The sequence below is a fragment of the Mesorhizobium sp. WSM4841 genome (assembly GCF_055811515.1).
The window spans coordinates 311,911-326,760 of sequence record NZ_JBVVQC010000001.1; the positions used below are offsets into that span (position 1 = coordinate 311,911).

Below are 14,850 nucleotides of genomic sequence, written 5' to 3' on the forward strand. Positions count from 1 at the left end.
AAAAATCAGCGCCAAAAATCAGCGAATAACCGGCTCGCCGTGGAACCGCCGACGCGAGGGCGGCGAAACGCCGAAGCCGACTTCCATCATCAGCCGCGGTTTGCGCGTCGGCACGGTGCCCATGTGGAAGCCGAAGGGATCCTCGACAAAGCCCAAACCTGCCTCGCCGGTCAGCATAATCGGGCTCTGCGCGCCGTAGACACTCAGAACCTCTTCCGCGGGGTGGCCGACAAGAAGCGTCATCTGATGCTTGAGGATGCGGCGATTATGGCTGCCGCGAACATAGACATGCGGACCGGTCTCGGCATCGACCGGATTGAGATAGAAGAAGAATTTCAGCATCCGCCAATCGTCGAGATCGAAGTGGTATTTGCCAAGCGACGCCAGGTTCTTCTCGGCGTCGGAGACGGAGCTCGTCGGAAAGCTCCACCAGACGCGCGTGGTGATCAGCTTCGCCTGGCTGCCGAGATAATGGGCTGCGATGTCGAGAAGCAGCGGGTCGCGCTGTACCGTAAGCGCAGCGTTGCAGTCGAGAACCCGCTCGAAAAAATGGCCGCTGAGCAAGGGACGGCCGAAGTGCTTCTCGGCCTCGGCATGTTCGGCCGGCAGGAACTCCAGGCGACGGTCGAAATTGCCGAAGCAAGGCGTGCGCTGCGCAAAGCTGGCGATTTCCTCGTGGATCGACGACGGCAGGGCAAGCCCGGAAAAGAGGCCGTCCGAGCGGAGCGCGCCGACCACCGCGTCACGATCGACGCCAGCGAACATCGTCTCCTGGTCTTTTTGTGTGGGTCGAACCGGTTTTGCGCCACGCCAATGCAACCGCCGCGCCGGCATGGTGCGCGCCAGCATAAACATCGGCAGCCATGCCGGATTTTCGCGAAGGTCCGACAGATAGGTCGGAATCCGCACCGCAATGCGGCGCAGCAGGCTGCCGTTTCGGGCGATCGACTCGAGGCTTGCAGCACCGGATTGGTCAGGACTTGAAAGGGTCATCAGGATCCTCAGCTATAAGGGCGCGTCGACGAAGCGTCGGCCGCTCACCGCTCAGGCGTTACCCAAACCCATCCGCCCGCATCAAAGGAATGGTAAGCCCCGGTTAGATTTTGTGCAATGCACAATGAAAGGAGCTGTCGCAAACTTTCCGGCAAGCTTGACGGAGCATTAAGGCTCGTTGATTTCGCGACAGCGAGTGTTTCGAGCGAGGTGGAACGAAGAGGTTGCGCACGGTGGAGAAGATCGCGACGAAGCGATTCAAACCCCGTCGAGAATGACGATCGTCGGCCGGTCTGGCAGGGTCTTCAGCGAAACCGTCAGCGACTGGCCGGACAGGAATTCCACTGCGAAATCGTCGCCCATCCTACCTGTGAATTCGCTGATCGGAGTCGCATGGCGATGCATCGGCAGGATCATCGAGGAATAGAGCCGCGCGGTGATTTCGGTCATCCGGTCGAGCGACAGCGTCATGCCGCCGTCGATAGGCACCATAAGGATGTCGAGCCGGCCGATGGCGCCGTAATGCGCGTCTTCCAGCCGGTGGTGCAGATGGCCGAGATGGCCGATGCAGAGCCCCGCCACTTCGAAAATGAAGATGGAATTGCCGTCCTTGCCGAGGTCGCCGCCATTGCGGATATCCGTCGGCACGTTGCGGATGTAGACATCGTCCACGACAAGGGCGTGCCGCGCCGGACCGCCGTCCGGATTCCAGCCGCGCAGCACATACTCAATGGCGGGATCCGGATGGTCCGAATAATGGGTGCGGTGCGCCTTGTTCATGGTCACCACGCGCGGCAGCGGGTCAGCGCCGTAAACGCCGGAAAAGTCGGTGGCGATCCTGACGCCGGCGGGCGTCTCGATGATGTAGGTCGAATGGCCGGCATAGGTGATCGTAACGTCGCCGTCGACGAAAGCCTCGGCCAGCGGAGGCGTCTGCGCCTTTGGCGCTGTGAAGCTGGCATAGGTGGCCGACGGCAGCGCTTCGGCGATCGCAACGCATCTCGACGGCGGCGGCTCTTCCTGGGCCGACGCGGCGAACGGCCAGAAAGCCAGGCTCAGCAGAACGGCGGCAGATAGGCGGAGCATGACTGCCTCCCTGGCAGGATCGGCGCTCATGCCACGATAGCGCCAGCAATTGTGATGGCTATCATCGGGACAGTCACGTTTTCGCGAGCGCCGGACGGGCTGGTCGTCTGAACCTTTTGTCCCGACTTACGCGACAAATCGCGTCGAATGGGACGCGCCACGGCCCTGCCGCCCCGATGATATCGTCAACGATCAGGGCGTCGGACGGAAGACGCCGTTCTCGTCGCGCTTGAGCGGCGCCTTTTGCCGGAAAAGCGGGGCACCAGGCGCTTCGGTGACCGAAACGCCCTCTGTCCAATCGGCGGGTGCAATAGCGATGTAACGCGCATATCCGCCTGACCCGCCAAGCGGCTTGGCAAAGCCGATTGTAACCAACGCCCCAGCCTCAGGCACCTTGTCGAGGTTTGCAACACCTTCTGCCTGCGTGAAATTGTTGTGAAGCAGCCAATGTTCGCCCTCGAGATTGGGCGTGGTGTCGGTGTCGAGCGGCTCATGACCATGAAACAGAATCTTCCGCTCCAGATGCAGGAACTTCAGCGCGTCCAAACTGACGCCTGGAAACGGCTTCTGGTTGAAGCGGGCGGCATCGGACCATTTCTTGTACCAATCCGAACGCACGAAGACGACCGAACCCTCCGGTATGCGGCCGTGCTCCTTTTCCCATTCTTCGATGTCGGCGACCTGGAGGTGATAGCCTTCGTCGGTCTGCACCTTGCCGCTGATGTCGATCACGACGAGCGGCCGCACGGCATAAGTGGCCGGCAGGTCGCTGATCGTTGCACCGAGTGGGTTCCAGTGGGAGGGCGGATCGAGCTGCGTGCCATATTGGTCCGTCGACAATTCGTAGGCGCTCCCGACGAACCCATGCTTGTCATAGGTGAACTCTTCGCCGGCCTTGACGTAGCCCTCGATGTCCTTCCCGGCGACAGCCGGTTTGAATTTGGCATTGGCGAAGCCCGGCCATACGGGCTGCACCGGCTCGAAGGCGTGGGTCAGATCGATGTACTTGGCCGATTTGAGCGTGTTCTCATAAACCGACCAAAGCGACGATTCCTGCGCCACCGCGATCGCCGGCACTGACCAAGCGGCTGCCAGCGAGGCGATACGAACGAATTTAGATACATTCATCTGCAATCTCCCCGAATATTGCTGAGTATCGCGAGTTTCCCGCAGGACGACAAGCATATGCATTCCTCCCAAGAGTATCGCGCCAATGCGGATTCCATCATGCCGCTTTCCGCCCACGGCTTGCGCGCCGCCTCACCCTAACGAAGGACGCGACGTTCCCTCGCCCGCTATGGGGAGAGTGACGACCGTCACTTCGCCGGCGCCACCCAGATTTCGGCGTCGAGCCTCTTGGTCGAAAGGCCGCGCGCGATGGCTTCGGCGCTGCGGGCGTTTTTCGATAAGGCCGCGGCCTGACGCTTGCTGATCACCAGCCCTTCGGCCAGAGCCCGGTTTCCCGAAAACACCCGCGACAGGAACGGCACGCGACTGCCGCGCGCCCGCGAAAACCGCGCCGGCATGGTTTGCCGGGCCGTGTGGGCGACGACTTCGTCGATCCAGCCTTCCGCCAACCGCGCCCCCGGCTCCAGCAGCAGCAGCCAGTCGCCCTTGGCCTGCCTGATGCCGGCGGCAATGCCGCCGCTCGCCACATAAAGGCAGCCGGCATGTTCGGCAACGCGGTGCGTCTGGTCGGTCGAGCCGGTGTCGCAGACGATGACATCGCGCACCACGCCCTCGACCGCGCCGCCAATCAGTGAGGCAAGCGTGCGGGCAAGTCTCTCTTCGTCATTCAGGGTCTGGATGAGAACGCTAAGCATCGTTAGCCGAATAGCGGAATGCGGGGCGCAGTGCCAGTTTTTGCGTAGCATGGCAAAAATGTTCTTGATTTGTTCTGGTGGATAAAATAGGATTATTTTCATGAACAGAGCGATTCGACAGCCAGCCGACAGTCCCTGGGAGAGGGCAAAAATGGAACAGATCGTACGTGCCGACATTGCCGCCTTCGGGGCTGGAAGGGCCGAGATGGCCAATGCAATGATCGAGCAGAGTGGCGTCCGAATCCGTCCAGACCGCAATCGCGGCCGGTCCGCCGGCATCAACCCGTCCGGCCGGTTCGAACCGGTCAGCCGGCATGTGTTCGATGATGGCTGGAACTCGCTGGAGGAGCTGCCGCCTTTCAAGACCGAGGTGCAGGTCGAAAAGCCGCGCACCATCATCACCCGTAACGAATCGCCCGACATTTCCTTCGACCGCTCGATCAACCCCTACCGCGGCTGTGAGCATGGCTGCGTCTATTGCTTCGCGCGGCCGACGCACAGCTTCATGGGCCTGTCGCCGGGGCTGGATTTCGAATCGAGGCTGTTCGCCAAGCCGGATGCGGCGCGGCTACTCGACAAGGAACTGTCGAAGGACGGCTACCAGCCGCGCACCATCGCCATCGGCACCAACACCGATCCCTACCAGCCGATCGAGAAGCAGTACCGGATCATGCGCGAGATCCTCGAAGTGCTGGAGGCGCGCGGCCACCCGGTCGGCATCGTCACCAAGTCCGCGCTGGTGACGCGCGACATCGACATCCTGTCGCGCATGGCCGAACGCGGGCTGGCCAAGGTGGCGCTGTCGGTGACGACGCTTGACCGGATGCTGGCCAGAACGATGGAGCCCCGCGCGTCGACGCCGACCAAGCGGCTGGAGGCGATCAGGCAGCTTTCGGACGCCGGCATTCCGGCCTCGGTCATGGTCGCTCCGATCATCCCCGGCCTGACCGATCAGGAGATGGAACGCATCCTCGATTCGGCACGTGCAGCAGGAGCGCGCGAGGCCGGCTATGTCGTGCTGCGCCTGCCGCTGGAGGTCGCGCCGATCTTCAAGGATTGGCTGCTGCGCCATTATCCGGACCGCTACCGTCACGTCATGTCACTGATCCGCTCGATGCGTGACGGCAAGGATTACGATTCGGATTGGGGCAAGCGCATGAAAGGCGCCGGCCCCTATGCCTGGCAGATCGGCCGGCGCTTCGAGATCGCCGCCAAACGGCTTGGCCTTAACGCCGAGCGGCGGTCGCTCAGGACCGACCAGTTCGTTGCGGCGGCCAAGGCAACCGAGCAACTGATGCTGCTGTGAAGACATCGTGTGCCGCCGCTGCCGGCGGCACATGAAAAATCCCGTCCGGCCTGTCCTTGTCCCCGGGCTTGCAGACGGTGCCCTCCGGGTCCGGTGCCTCACCCGACCCGGAGGGGCTTGCGGAGAATCGGAGCCGATGCGAACCTCGCCGCAACATGGCTCGCGCGCGTTCTGATTCTCCGCTTCTCTTCGAAATCGTTGAGAGACCCGATTTCTCTTTCGAGGCGAAGGCGATGGCCGAAGGCCTATGGCCGGTGGCGGGAATGGACGAGGCAGGCCGTGGCCCGCTCGCCGGGCCGGTCGTGGCGGCAGCGGTGGTGCTCGATCCCGCCAACATTCCCGACGGCCTCGACGATTCCAAGCGCCTCAGCCATCTGCAGCGCGAGGCGCTGTTCCTGAAAATCCTCGGCTCCGCTCTTGGCGTGTCGATGGCTTCGGTCGGCGCGGAAGGCATCGATGGCAGCAATATTCTCAGGGCAAGCCTCGAGGCGATGCGTCGCGCTTTGGTCGGGCTCTCGGTGCAGCCAAAGCTGGCCCTGGTCGACGGACGCGACGTGCCGCCCGGACTGCCATGCGAAGGCAGAGCGCTGATCAAGGGCGACCAGCGCTCGCAGTCGATCGCCGCCGCGTCGATCGTCGCCAAGGTGATGCGCGACCGCATGATGTGCGGCTGCGGCGGCCATCACGCGCATTACGGTTTCGAACTCCATATGGGCTACGCCACGGTCCGCCACCGTGCCGCGATCGAGGTGCATGGACCGGTGGCGCGGCTGCACCGCGCGTCCTTCGCACCGTTCCGGCTTGGCGGAACCGAGGTGCAGGACGAAGAGAGTTTTTCGGGTCTGGATTAAGCGATGGTCCATCGTCGCGCTTTCTCCCCCCTTGAGGGGGAGATGGCCGGCAGGCCAGAGGGGGTAGCAGCGCGTGAAGCGCCAACCTCCTCTCTCATTCGACGTATTATCCGATATCGCGTCGCGCCAGCCGAGGCGACCCCCTCTGTCGCCTTCGGCGACATCTCCCCCTCAAGGGGGGAGATTACCGCTCAGGCGCTTTCGCCTAACAAAAAAAGCCGCCAGGTTTCCCGGGCGGCTTCGATGACTTCCTGATGAAGTCGCTTAATTCAGCTTGGACTTCACATCCTGAAGCGAGGCCTTGAACAGGTCGGCGCCCGCCTTTGCGTCAATCTTGCCGGCGAGCAGCGTGCGTGCGGCTTCGACGGCGATATCGACGGCGCTGGCGCGCACCTCGCTGATCGCCTCGCGCTCGGCCTGACCGATCTTCTGTTCGGCAAGTGCGGTGCGCCGGGCGACATAATCCTCGGTCTTCTTGTGCGCCTCGGCAGCCAGCATGTCGGCCTCGCGCTTGGCGGCGGCGACGATGGCGGCGGCCTCCTGCTCGGCTTCCTTGCGCTTGCGCTGGTATTGGCCGAGCAATTGCTGGGCCTCCTCGCGCAGCCGGCGCGCTTCTTCAAGCTCGTTGCTGATCTTGTCGGCGCGGGCGTCAAGCGCCTTGGCGATCAGCTTAGGCACCTTGACGTAGACGGCAATGGCCAGAAAAATGACGAGGGCAACAGTGGCCCAAAGCGTCGCGAGTGATGTGGCGTCCATAATGCGCTCCTCACCGGGCCACGGATTTGACGGCTGCCGCGATCTCGGCCTTGCTGGCCTTGCCGCCGACAAGCGCCTCGACGATTGCCGAAGCAGTGTCCTCGGCGATCGTGCCGACTTCCTTCATGGCATTGGCCTTGATGGACGAAATGCGAGCCTCGGCTTCGCCAAGCTTCTGGTCGAGCGCAGCCTCGACCTTCTTGCGGGCGGCCTCGGCTTCCGCCTTGGCGGCATCGTTGGCCTGCTGGCCGATCGCATTGGCCTTGATCTTGGCCTCCGCCAGTTCCTGCTCATAGGCGGCAACGGCGGCATCGGCCTCGCCCTTCAGCCTGGCGGCATGATCGAGATCCTGGGTGATGCGGTCGTTGCGGACATCGATGATGCCGCCAACACGCGGCATCACCACCTTCTTCAGGAACAGGTAGAACAGCCCGAAGGTGATCGCCAGCCACACAAGCTGCGACGGGAATGTCGCCGGATCGAATGGCGGGAACACGCCGTGCGCCTCGGCAGGCACACCGGTGCCGGAATGCGTATCGCCTTCCGTGCCGGTATGGCCGCCTTCGACAGCGGGCGCGGACTCTTGCGCAAAGGCAGATGTCACGAACATGGACTATCCCCTGATGTCAGGCCTGCCGCTGATTGCGGCCGGCCCGTCCAATTCCCAATGTTAGCCGAACAGGGCCAGAAGCGCGATGAGCAGGGAGAAGATGCCCAGCGCTTCAGTCACGGCGAAGCCGAAGATCAGGCGGCCGAACTGGCCATCCGCGGCCGACGGATTACGCAATGCGCCCGCCAGATAGCTGCCGAAGATGTTGCCAAGGCCAATACCGGCGCCACCCATGCCGAGGCATGCGATGCCGGCGCCGATGAACTTTGCTGCTTCTGCTTCCATGTGTTCAACTCCTTTGGATCTAAAAATTCCGTTGCGATTTTCTATCCCGGCAGCAAGGCCGGAAACTCTTGGGTCAACCTGGGTCAGTGCCCGGGATGCAGGGCGTCGTTCAGATACATGCAGGTCAGCACGGCAAAGACGTAGGCCTGCAGGAAGGCGACCAGCAGTTCCAGCGCCGTCAGCGCCACAGCCATCGCCAGCGGCAGGACCGATCCGGCAATGCCGAGCGTGCCAAGCGCGCTCAAGCTCACCACGAAGCCCGAGAACACCTTCAGCGTGATGTGGCCGGCCAGCATGTTGGCGAACAGACGAACCGAGAGGCTGACCGGGCGCGAAACGAAGGAAATCACCTCGATCAGCACCACCAGCGGCAGCAGGTAAACCGGCACGCCATGCGGCACGAACAGTTTCAGGAAACCAAGGCCATGCTTCATGAAGCCGTAGACGACGACGGTTCCGATCACCAGCGCGGCAAGGCCGAAGGTGACGATGATATGGCTTGTGACGGTGAAGAAATATGGAAAAAGACCGAGCAGATTGGCAACGAGCACGAACATGAACAGCGAAAATACCAAGGGAAAGAACTTCATGCCTTGGGTTCCGGCTGCGTCCCTCAGCATGTTGCCGACGAATTCGTAGGCCATTTCCGAGACCGACTGAAGACGGCTAGGAACGAGGCTGCGGCTCGAGGTGCTGAGATAGAGAAACGCCGAGGCAACGGCGACGGTCGCGACCATGAAGAGTGCAGAATTGGTGAACGACAGGTCGTAGCCGCCGATCTCGATCGGAATCAGCTTGTTGATATGGAACTGGTGGATCGGATCGACCTTGTCAGCAGCCACTTTAAATCCCCATCAAAGCCGCGCGCGGCTTTAGTGTCCTGTTCACTGCGCCGGCAAGCGGCGCCTCAAGTCATTCTTTCGGATCGCGGGCTTTGTCGCCCTGTCCGAATTCCGCCATAAGTCCCGCGGAGCGCAGGACATTGAGCACGCCGGCGCCAAAACCGAGCAGCAAAAAAACGATCAGACCCCATGGCGATGTCCCCGCCACACGGTCGATGATCCAGCCAAGACCAGCACCAACCACTATCCCGGCGATGAACTCGCTGGATAGCTTGAGCGCCTGGCCATATCCGGCCGCACTGCCCGCTTTCGCGTCGTCTTTCCCCTCGAGCCGGTCCGGCCGCCTTGTCGCAAGCGATGCTTCAAGGTCGCGCCGGCGGCGCTCAAGATCGTCGTCGCGGATGTCGGCTTGACGCTGTTTGCCGCGGCCGGTTTCTCCGGTTCCGTCTGGCCCATTCTTGTCGGCCATCGCAACCCCCTTGCCCGTTCAGATCGTCACCGTCCGTCCGCTCTTAAGTCGCCGGCAACATAGTTAGAGGGTCCGCGCCCGTCAAGCCACGGGCGGGACTTCCGCCTTAAGTATTTTCTCCATTCATATCAATGGCTTGCCAGGGTGCGACATCGTGCCCGCTACCGCCGCTGGCGTGCCGCGGCCGAATCCCTGCGGCGACGGGTCTTCGATCGGCCGCGCCCGGGGCCTTGCCGGAGCGCTCAGCTCCAGCCGCCGCCATAGGTGCGATAGAAGATGTGCAGGCCGATCCTGGTCATTTTTTTCATCGTCCGCGCCCAACCCGGGTTGACGTAGTTGGCGTAGTAATGGGTCGACGATCCGACTTCCGGGATGAAGATCTTGCCGGCAGTGACCGCCATGGCGATGTCCTGCGCGGTCTTGTAGTGGGCGGGACTCTGGATGCGCTTCTTCCTGCCGTCGCAAGCGAAGGAAAACTGGCAACGGTTGAACCATTTGTCGTTCTGATAGACGACGCCGCAGATTGAGTTCGGATAGGCCGGATTGCGAACGCGATTGAGGATGACCTGGGCGACGGCGGCCTGGCCGCGCACCGTTTCACCCCGCGCCTCGAAATAGATGCCGTTGGCGAGGCAAGTCTGTTCCGCTTTGGAGAATACGCTCGCCGGCAGCGGAGTTTGCATCCACGAATGATCGCCCTTGGCCACCGGCGGAATGAAGCGGCCATCATTCGGCTTCTCGTCCTGAAGCAAGGCCTCGAAGGGCGAAGCCTGGGCATAGTCGGGCGCGGCCGCTGCGTAGGCCGTCGCCAGGACGTCGGGGCGATCGTTGTTGACCAGTGCGGCCAGCATGGCCGGCACGCCGGGATCCGGCTTCTTGTCGACGCGCCTATGAAACGCGGCGGCAATCTGGATCTCCTTGCCTTTGATCTCGGGCTTGGCGAAAGCCATTTTCAGGCCACTGTCCATGCTCGGGCGAAGCAGCGAGGAGGAGCGCTCAAACACCGAGCCGGCATTGAAGTTCTTCGGCGGCGCGACCGGCGAGACGATGATGATGCGGCCCTTCTTGTCGGCGCGCATGATGCGGTCCTCGTCGGGCGTCGTGCTGGCCACGCTGCCCTTGCCGCGAAACGACACGGCGCCGATGCCGGGCAACCGGACGCCGGAACCCGAGATCGAACCGGTGGTGTCGGAATCGAGGAAAGGCATTTCGGCGGCATGGACCGAGCCGGCGACGGATTTCTCGACATAGGCGTTCCAGCGGGCGTTCGGCGCCTTGAGGCCGGAAACCAGGCTCGTCATGTCCTGGTAGGCAATGGCATTGGGAAAGCCGACCCAGATGCCAATTCCAACGACCAGAGGAGACAGAAAGGAACGTCTTTTCTCACCGGCGAAAGCGACAAGCCGCTTCAAAACACGTCGATGCACGGAACTCTCCAGAAACGCAACGGACCCCACTGGAGAGGCACGATGATGCATTAACCTTGATGGGGCGTTAACGGAGTTCGACAGCGCCCATCATTTCAAAGGCTTTGTTGGAAACGGCTCCAACGGTCCCAATGACCGCTCCGCAGAGCGCTGTTCAGAGATGGAGGGATTCTCCTCTATGCCACGAACATGCTTTACGGCCCGCCATCGGCGAGCGGTCTCTTGCTTCAATGAGGTTTTTCGGTGGCGTGCTGGTCGGTCAGGGGATAATTCCCCGAGGGCCCCGGCGCAGCTGGATCTGGCGGGTACCGCAGCATTTCTTGAACTTCATACCTGAACCGCAAGGACATTGATCATTGCCGCCGCGTTGCAGCCGGCCGACCAGGGGCAGCAGCGCTGCGGAAGGCAGGAGCGATGCCGCAAGGGCAGCCAACTTGGCCGAGATTCCCGGCACGACGAGGCGACGACCGGATTTGAACCCTCGCCACGCCCGTTCGGCCACATACTCCGGACCCACCTTGGGCAAGATGTTGAAGAGCACCGTCTGATTGGCGCCTGACCTTGCGAGAAACTCCGTCGACACCGGGCCTGGCGCCACGCATGTGACCGTCACACCGGTTCGGCGCAATTCCTGGTGAAGCGCCTCTGAGAAGACGCGCACGAAACCTTTGCTAGCGAAGTACAGAGCCATATAAGGCCCAGGAAGGAACCCGGCCACGGAACTGAGATTGAGCACCCCGCCCCGTCGGCGCGCCACCATGCCCGGCAGAAAATGGAGGGTCAGTTCCGTGAGGGAATGTATGTTGAGATCGATGATACCGAGTTGACCATCAATGGGCAGCGCCGTCGCCGCGCCCCGCAGGCCATAGCCGGCGCTGTTGACCAGGACATCACAGACCAGGCCGTGTGCGGACAGAAAGCCCTCCAGGCGCGTTGGCGCATCGCCTGCCACGAGATCCAGCTCGAGCGTGAATGCCTCGCCGCCCGCCTCCCGAACCTCAGACGCCGCGGCGGCCAAACCCTCGGGCGAGCGGGCAACCAGCACAACCGCACCGCGCTCCCGTGCAGCGACGCCCGCAATCGCCCGGCCAATTCCACCCGAGCCGCCAATCACGACGACGGCTGGCCGGAATTCATAGTGCGAAATCACGTCGCGTTACTCCGTCTTGCAGGAGCGGAAGCACCTTGCCTGAGCAGCACCACTTCATTCGCGACGGTGCCGTTCAGGATCTTTTCGAATCGCTCCAGTGCTCGTGCGACGTTCGCTCCATCCATGACCCGGTGATCGTAGTGGATGCGGACATTCACCGATCCGTCTTTTTCGATCGGACCGTAGTTTAGAAGCGTGGTCAGTGGTGTCAGCGGGTTGAGTGATTCCGCACCGAGACCAGAATAGACGGACAGTTGGAAGGTACCGAAGTAATTTGCCCTTTGCCGGCCGATGTTCAACCCTAGCCACATAAGCAGCCACCTGACTGGCGCAGGCGCACCTGCCATCCGCAAGGCACGCCGGAACTCCGGGACCTCCAGGATCGGCCGTGATCGAGCCGCGTGGATGGACCCCTCAAGTTCCGTGATGGAGTAGCGCTCCGGGCACTTGATGCAGCTCAGCAGAACGGCCGGCTCGCCGTCATATTCGCGCTCGTGGGCAATCGAGGCTACGCTTGCCGGATACTCGTAAAGCTGCGGCCAGGGCAACTTGACATAGGCGCGCCGCAGCTCCGGCATCTCCAGGGCGAGAAGCGCATATCCTTTCAGGAAGATCGCAGTCCACGAGGGCCTGGTCTGCTGCGCCATTCTAGCCCTTACGAGTGGGCCGAGGTTCATCTGACGCTGCACCGCGACGCGTGGCACGCCGATCGAAAACCTCATCAGATCGCCAACAAGGCGCCGGGGCGCCGAAAGCTTGAGGGCTCGGCCTCGCATCAAACGACCTCTAATAAAGATAAGGGAATATTCGCTTGGTCCTTTCCATATAGGCGCGGTATTGCGGGCCTAAATTCTCCAGCATCATACGCTCTTCCTTATCCACTCTCAGCAGGAAAAGCACTGCGAATCCGATCAAACCAGATATGCCCGCAACCCAGTTCGGCAGCAGAAAGAGCTGGCCGAGCCCCATAAGCAGAAACGAGGTGTACATCGGGTGACGGACCAAGGCGTATGGCCCGGCGCTGACCAGTTCATGCCGCTCGCGAATCTCGAGCGTGATCGACCAGTTACGGCCAAGTTCCTTGTGGGACATGCGAAAAATCCACAGCGCGGAGCAGAAGATGATGGTTCCGAGCGCCACCGACCACACGCTGGCCGGATGGTCAGCCGCTGCGGGGATGCCGGTGGCGACATAGAAGCCAGGCAGGATAGCCAGGCCAAGGAGAGCCAATGCAAGCCCGACGGTGTCGGAACTTGAGCGGCCGCCAGCTACAATTCGCACGCGCCTTGCCCGGCGCTCGAAGGGATACCGGATCACATACCAGGCAACGATGCCGATCACCCAAATGATCTCGCCAAGTGAAGCTACAGAAATGGTCACTTCAGGTCACCGGAGCCTTTTCTCGATCTGGGACTACGATAAACCGTCGCAACGATGTCAGCGTCCGAACTGTCGACCGAAGACATTCAGAGCGCGCTCCTTTCGGAGTTGACCGGGCGAATGAGGCGAAAGCGGGTTTGCCAATCGCATTTCAACCGCCGTTCATCTCCCGAAGCTTGGTTATGAATTGTTGCGGCCGGAGCCAGGTACCGGGGGTCTTATACCCCATCGATCTGGCGATGTCCGCTACGAATGCGTTGCAGTTGTAGAGCGAGGCGTGCCAAAGTGGAGAGCTGGCCTGCAGCCTTCGTATGCTCGCGACGACTTTCCTATATTCGGCTTCGGTAAGTAAAACACGCCAGCTTGCCGACCGGTAGGCATCTTCCAGGTCGCCGTCCGTCCACCCGGTCGAGGCTGGCACGGGCGCCAAATGGCCGAGAACATAGACATTGGGATCACTGGACTTCGGAGCGAGCCCCGCGACTTCGGGGTTGACCATCCGTCCCGCCTGGTTCAATCGTCCAAAAATCACGAAGGAATGGCCGTAGGTAAGGGCGTACCGGGAGCGGAATTCGATGAAATGCCGTTGGGCTTGAGTTGATGCCGCCGCGGGCGCCATCATCGCCGCGGATCTCAGTGCCCGATCATCGGACACGAAAGTCGGCTGGGGCTTTTTGTCCTGCGACTGACATGACGCCGCGACAAGCGCGAGCAGGGCCACAATTGTTGAACGGCCACTTACAAGCGTCATCTCATCCAGAACTCCGAGGACCGCAGACCTAGTGCCAGCCTATGCCCGCCAACCTCAGGTAGGCTGCGAATCCGGCCTTGGCCCCTGCATATCGATGGGGAAGGGCCTGGCGGCCCTTCCCCAAATCTCCGAAAGCCGGTGCTTATTTAATCACGGGCTCTTCTACGGCAGCGGGTTCCGGCGGAGGAGCCTTCCCCTTTCCTTTACCGATCCAGCCGTTCGCGCAGCCGCTCAGGCTGGCAACGGCGAGGGTAGCAACCATTACAATCAACATCCTGCTCATCAAGCAATCCTTTCCCCAGGGGCGGAACAGCCAATAGAATCGCCACAAATAAAACGATATGCAGCCCCACCAAGTTAGCTGCGATCTACACCAACGCCTAGTGCAGAAATGACACAGTTGGCACCCGGTTGCAGGCGGCTGCTTTGCGGTGACGTGCCGGCAGGGCTCACCATCCAACGGAGATCAGGCCTGCCCACCATCAAACAACCACCACCGTCGTGCCCAAAGGAGTACGTTCGTAGAGGTCAATGATGTCGTCATTTATCAAACGGATGCACCCGTTCGATACCGCTGTGCCTATCGTCCATGGCTCGTTTGTACCATGTATCCGGAAGTGGGTGTCGCGCCCGTCGCGATAGAGATAAAGGGCACGCGCACCTAGCGGGTTGTTTGGTCCGCCAGGGACCCCCCCTGCATACTGCACCAGGCGCGGCTTGCGCCTCATCATGCTGGCGGTGGGTGTCCACGACGGCCAGTCCGCCTTGCGGGCGACGGTCGCTGTACCCTTGAACGAAAGTCCCTGCTCGCCGACGCCGACGCCGTAGCGCGTCGCCCACCCGTCGGTCTCGACGGCATAGAGAAAACGTTGCGAAGTATCGACGACGATCGTTCCAGGCGGCTCGTTTCCGTCGTACCGCACATGCCGCCGTCGGAAACGAGGATTGAGGCCATTCCTTGGTCCGAACGCGGATGAAATCGGCTCCGCCACCTGTCGTAGCGTCGACGTACATCCGGAAAGCATCAGAGCCAGACTACCCAGCACGAGCCCCCGGCGCGCAATGTGGTGTTCTTCCATTTCTACCTGCTAGGAAACTGGTTAATCTACCCCGCCCTCGTC

18 protein-coding genes are annotated in these 14,850 nt (G+C 61.8%); 2 read left to right on the plus strand and 16 right to left on the minus strand.

Annotated features, from left to right (window positions below; translation table 11 throughout):
• Positions 1–18: 18 nt before the first annotated feature.
• The 4 genes from AC0L14_RS01490 to AC0L14_RS01505 all read right to left on the minus strand — a co-directional run bounded on the left by AC0L14_RS01490 (position 19) and on the right by AC0L14_RS01505 (position 3,902).
• Positions 19–993 (minus strand): phytanoyl-CoA dioxygenase family protein, encoded by a 975-nt coding sequence (locus tag AC0L14_RS01490; RefSeq protein WP_473487670.1) that lies wholly within the window; start codon positions 991–993, stop codon positions 19–21.
• A 258-nt stretch (positions 994–1,251) separates the two neighbouring features.
• Entirely contained in the window at positions 1,252–2,079 is an 828-nt protein-coding gene (locus AC0L14_RS01495; protein WP_473528683.1) for an MBL fold metallo-hydrolase, read from the minus strand.
• A 192-nt stretch (positions 2,080–2,271) separates the two neighbouring features.
• Positions 2,272–3,207 carry a cyclase family protein gene (locus AC0L14_RS01500; protein ID WP_473528684.1) on the minus strand — a complete coding sequence of 312 codons (936 nt, stop codon included), beginning with the start codon at positions 3,205–3,207 and terminating at the stop codon, positions 2,272–2,274.
• A 188-nt stretch (positions 3,208–3,395) separates the two neighbouring features.
• Complete coding sequence (locus AC0L14_RS01505) at positions 3,396–3,902, minus strand: glycosyltransferase (protein ID WP_473641512.1); 507 nt, start codon at positions 3,900–3,902, stop codon at positions 3,396–3,398.
• A 151-nt stretch (positions 3,903–4,053) separates the two neighbouring features.
• Here AC0L14_RS01505 and AC0L14_RS01510 point away from each other — a divergent pair, with 151 nt between their 5' ends.
• Together AC0L14_RS01510 and AC0L14_RS01515 are read left to right on the plus strand one after the other, a co-directional pair.
• Positions 4,054–5,208 carry a PA0069 family radical SAM protein gene (locus AC0L14_RS01510; protein WP_473528686.1) on the plus strand — a complete coding sequence of 385 codons (1,155 nt, stop codon included), beginning with the start codon at positions 4,054–4,056 and terminating at the stop codon, positions 5,206–5,208.
• Positions 5,209–5,363: 155 nt separating this feature from the next.
• Positions 5,364–6,059, plus strand: a complete 696-nt coding sequence (locus AC0L14_RS01515; protein ID WP_473487676.1) for a ribonuclease HII — start codon at positions 5,364–5,366, stop codon at positions 6,057–6,059.
• Between the two features lie 264 nt (positions 6,060–6,323).
• Here the strand turns inward: AC0L14_RS01515 and AC0L14_RS01520 are convergent, their stop codons facing one another.
• The 12 genes from AC0L14_RS01520 to AC0L14_RS01575 form a co-directional block, all read right to left on the minus strand.
• Positions 6,324–6,815, minus strand: coding sequence for a F0F1 ATP synthase subunit B (locus AC0L14_RS01520; RefSeq protein ID WP_473528687.1), 492 nt, complete (start codon positions 6,813–6,815; stop codon positions 6,324–6,326).
• Between the two features lie 10 nt (positions 6,816–6,825).
• Entirely contained in the window at positions 6,826–7,425 is a 600-nt protein-coding gene (locus AC0L14_RS01525) for a F0F1 ATP synthase subunit B (protein WP_473528688.1), read from the minus strand.
• Between the two features lie 60 nt (positions 7,426–7,485).
• Positions 7,486–7,710 (minus strand): F0F1 ATP synthase subunit C, encoded by a 225-nt coding sequence (locus AC0L14_RS01530; protein WP_023799397.1) that lies wholly within the window; start codon positions 7,708–7,710, stop codon positions 7,486–7,488.
• A gap of 83 nt (positions 7,711–7,793) precedes the next feature.
• Entirely contained in the window at positions 7,794–8,552 is a 759-nt protein-coding gene (locus AC0L14_RS01535; RefSeq protein WP_077381387.1) for a F0F1 ATP synthase subunit A, read from the minus strand.
• A 70-nt stretch (positions 8,553–8,622) separates the two neighbouring features.
• Positions 8,623–9,021: an AtpZ/AtpI family protein gene (locus AC0L14_RS01540; protein WP_023799399.1), complete on the minus strand. Its 399-nt coding sequence runs from the start codon at positions 9,019–9,021 to the stop codon at positions 8,623–8,625.
• Between the two features lie 242 nt (positions 9,022–9,263).
• Entirely contained in the window at positions 9,264–10,448 is a 1,185-nt protein-coding gene (locus tag AC0L14_RS01545; RefSeq protein ID WP_473487679.1) for a cell wall hydrolase, read from the minus strand.
• A 259-nt stretch (positions 10,449–10,707) separates the two neighbouring features.
• Complete coding sequence (locus tag AC0L14_RS01550; protein WP_473487694.1) at positions 10,708–11,595, minus strand: SDR family NAD(P)-dependent oxidoreductase; 888 nt, start codon at positions 11,593–11,595, stop codon at positions 10,708–10,710.
• On the minus strand, positions 11,595–12,374 hold the full coding sequence (locus AC0L14_RS01555) for a hypothetical protein (protein WP_473487680.1): 780 nt from the start codon (positions 12,372–12,374) through the stop codon (positions 11,595–11,597). The genes AC0L14_RS01550 and AC0L14_RS01555 overlap by 1 nt, the downstream gene beginning before the upstream one ends.
• Positions 12,375–12,384: 10 nt before the next feature.
• Entirely contained in the window at positions 12,385–12,972 is a 588-nt protein-coding gene (locus AC0L14_RS01560; protein ID WP_473748521.1) for a protein-S-isoprenylcysteine O-methyltransferase, read from the minus strand.
• A 157-nt stretch (positions 12,973–13,129) separates the two neighbouring features.
• Positions 13,130–13,729, minus strand: coding sequence for a hypothetical protein (locus AC0L14_RS01565; RefSeq protein ID WP_473748458.1), 600 nt, complete (start codon positions 13,727–13,729; stop codon positions 13,130–13,132).
• A gap of 142 nt (positions 13,730–13,871) precedes the next feature.
• Positions 13,872–14,012 (minus strand): ABC transporter, encoded by a 141-nt coding sequence (locus AC0L14_RS01570; protein WP_082982116.1) that lies wholly within the window; start codon positions 14,010–14,012, stop codon positions 13,872–13,874.
• A gap of 199 nt (positions 14,013–14,211) precedes the next feature.
• The gene (locus AC0L14_RS01575) at positions 14,212–14,808 is read right to left on the minus strand and encodes a L,D-transpeptidase (RefSeq protein WP_473528690.1); all 597 of its coding nucleotides are present in this window, start codon (positions 14,806–14,808) and stop codon (positions 14,212–14,214) included.
• Positions 14,809–14,850 lie beyond the last annotated feature (42 nt).

Excerpts from the sequence above, each read along its gene's own strand:
- AC0L14_RS01490 (WP_473487670.1), bottom strand. The coding sequence starts at position 993 with ATGACCCTTTCAAGTCCTGACCAATCCGGTGCTGCAAGCCTCGAGTCG.
- AC0L14_RS01495 (WP_473528683.1), bottom strand. The coding sequence starts at position 2,079 with ATGCTCCGCCTATCTGCCGCCGTTCTGCTGAGCCTGGCTTTCTGGCCG.
- AC0L14_RS01500 (WP_473528684.1), bottom strand. The coding sequence starts at position 3,207 with ATGAATGTATCTAAATTCGTTCGTATCGCCTCGCTGGCAGCCGCTTGG.
- AC0L14_RS01505 (WP_473641512.1), bottom strand. The coding sequence starts at position 3,902 with ATGCTTAGCGTTCTCATCCAGACCCTGAATGACGAAGAGAGACTTGCC.
- AC0L14_RS01510 (WP_473528686.1), top strand. The coding sequence starts at position 4,054 with ATGGAACAGATCGTACGTGCCGACATTGCCGCCTTCGGGGCTGGAAGG.
- AC0L14_RS01515 (WP_473487676.1), top strand. The coding sequence starts at position 5,364 with ATGGCTCGCGCGCGTTCTGATTCTCCGCTTCTCTTCGAAATCGTTGAG.
- AC0L14_RS01520 (WP_473528687.1), bottom strand. The coding sequence starts at position 6,815 with ATGGACGCCACATCACTCGCGACGCTTTGGGCCACTGTTGCCCTCGTC.
- AC0L14_RS01525 (WP_473528688.1), bottom strand. The coding sequence starts at position 7,425 with ATGTTCGTGACATCTGCCTTTGCGCAAGAGTCCGCGCCCGCTGTCGAA.
- AC0L14_RS01530 (WP_023799397.1), bottom strand. The coding sequence starts at position 7,710 with ATGGAAGCAGAAGCAGCAAAGTTCATCGGCGCCGGCATCGCATGCCTC.
- AC0L14_RS01540 (WP_023799399.1), bottom strand. The coding sequence starts at position 9,021 with ATGGCCGACAAGAATGGGCCAGACGGAACCGGAGAAACCGGCCGCGGC.
- AC0L14_RS01555 (WP_473487680.1), bottom strand. The coding sequence starts at position 12,374 with ATGCGAGGCCGAGCCCTCAAGCTTTCGGCGCCCCGGCGCCTTGTTGGC.
- AC0L14_RS01565 (WP_473748458.1), bottom strand. The coding sequence starts at position 13,729 with ATGACGCTTGTAAGTGGCCGTTCAACAATTGTGGCCCTGCTCGCGCTT.
- AC0L14_RS01570 (WP_082982116.1), bottom strand. The coding sequence starts at position 14,012 with ATGAGCAGGATGTTGATTGTAATGGTTGCTACCCTCGCCGTTGCCAGC.
- AC0L14_RS01575 (WP_473528690.1), bottom strand. The coding sequence starts at position 14,808 with ATGGAAGAACACCACATTGCGCGCCGGGGGCTCGTGCTGGGTAGTCTG.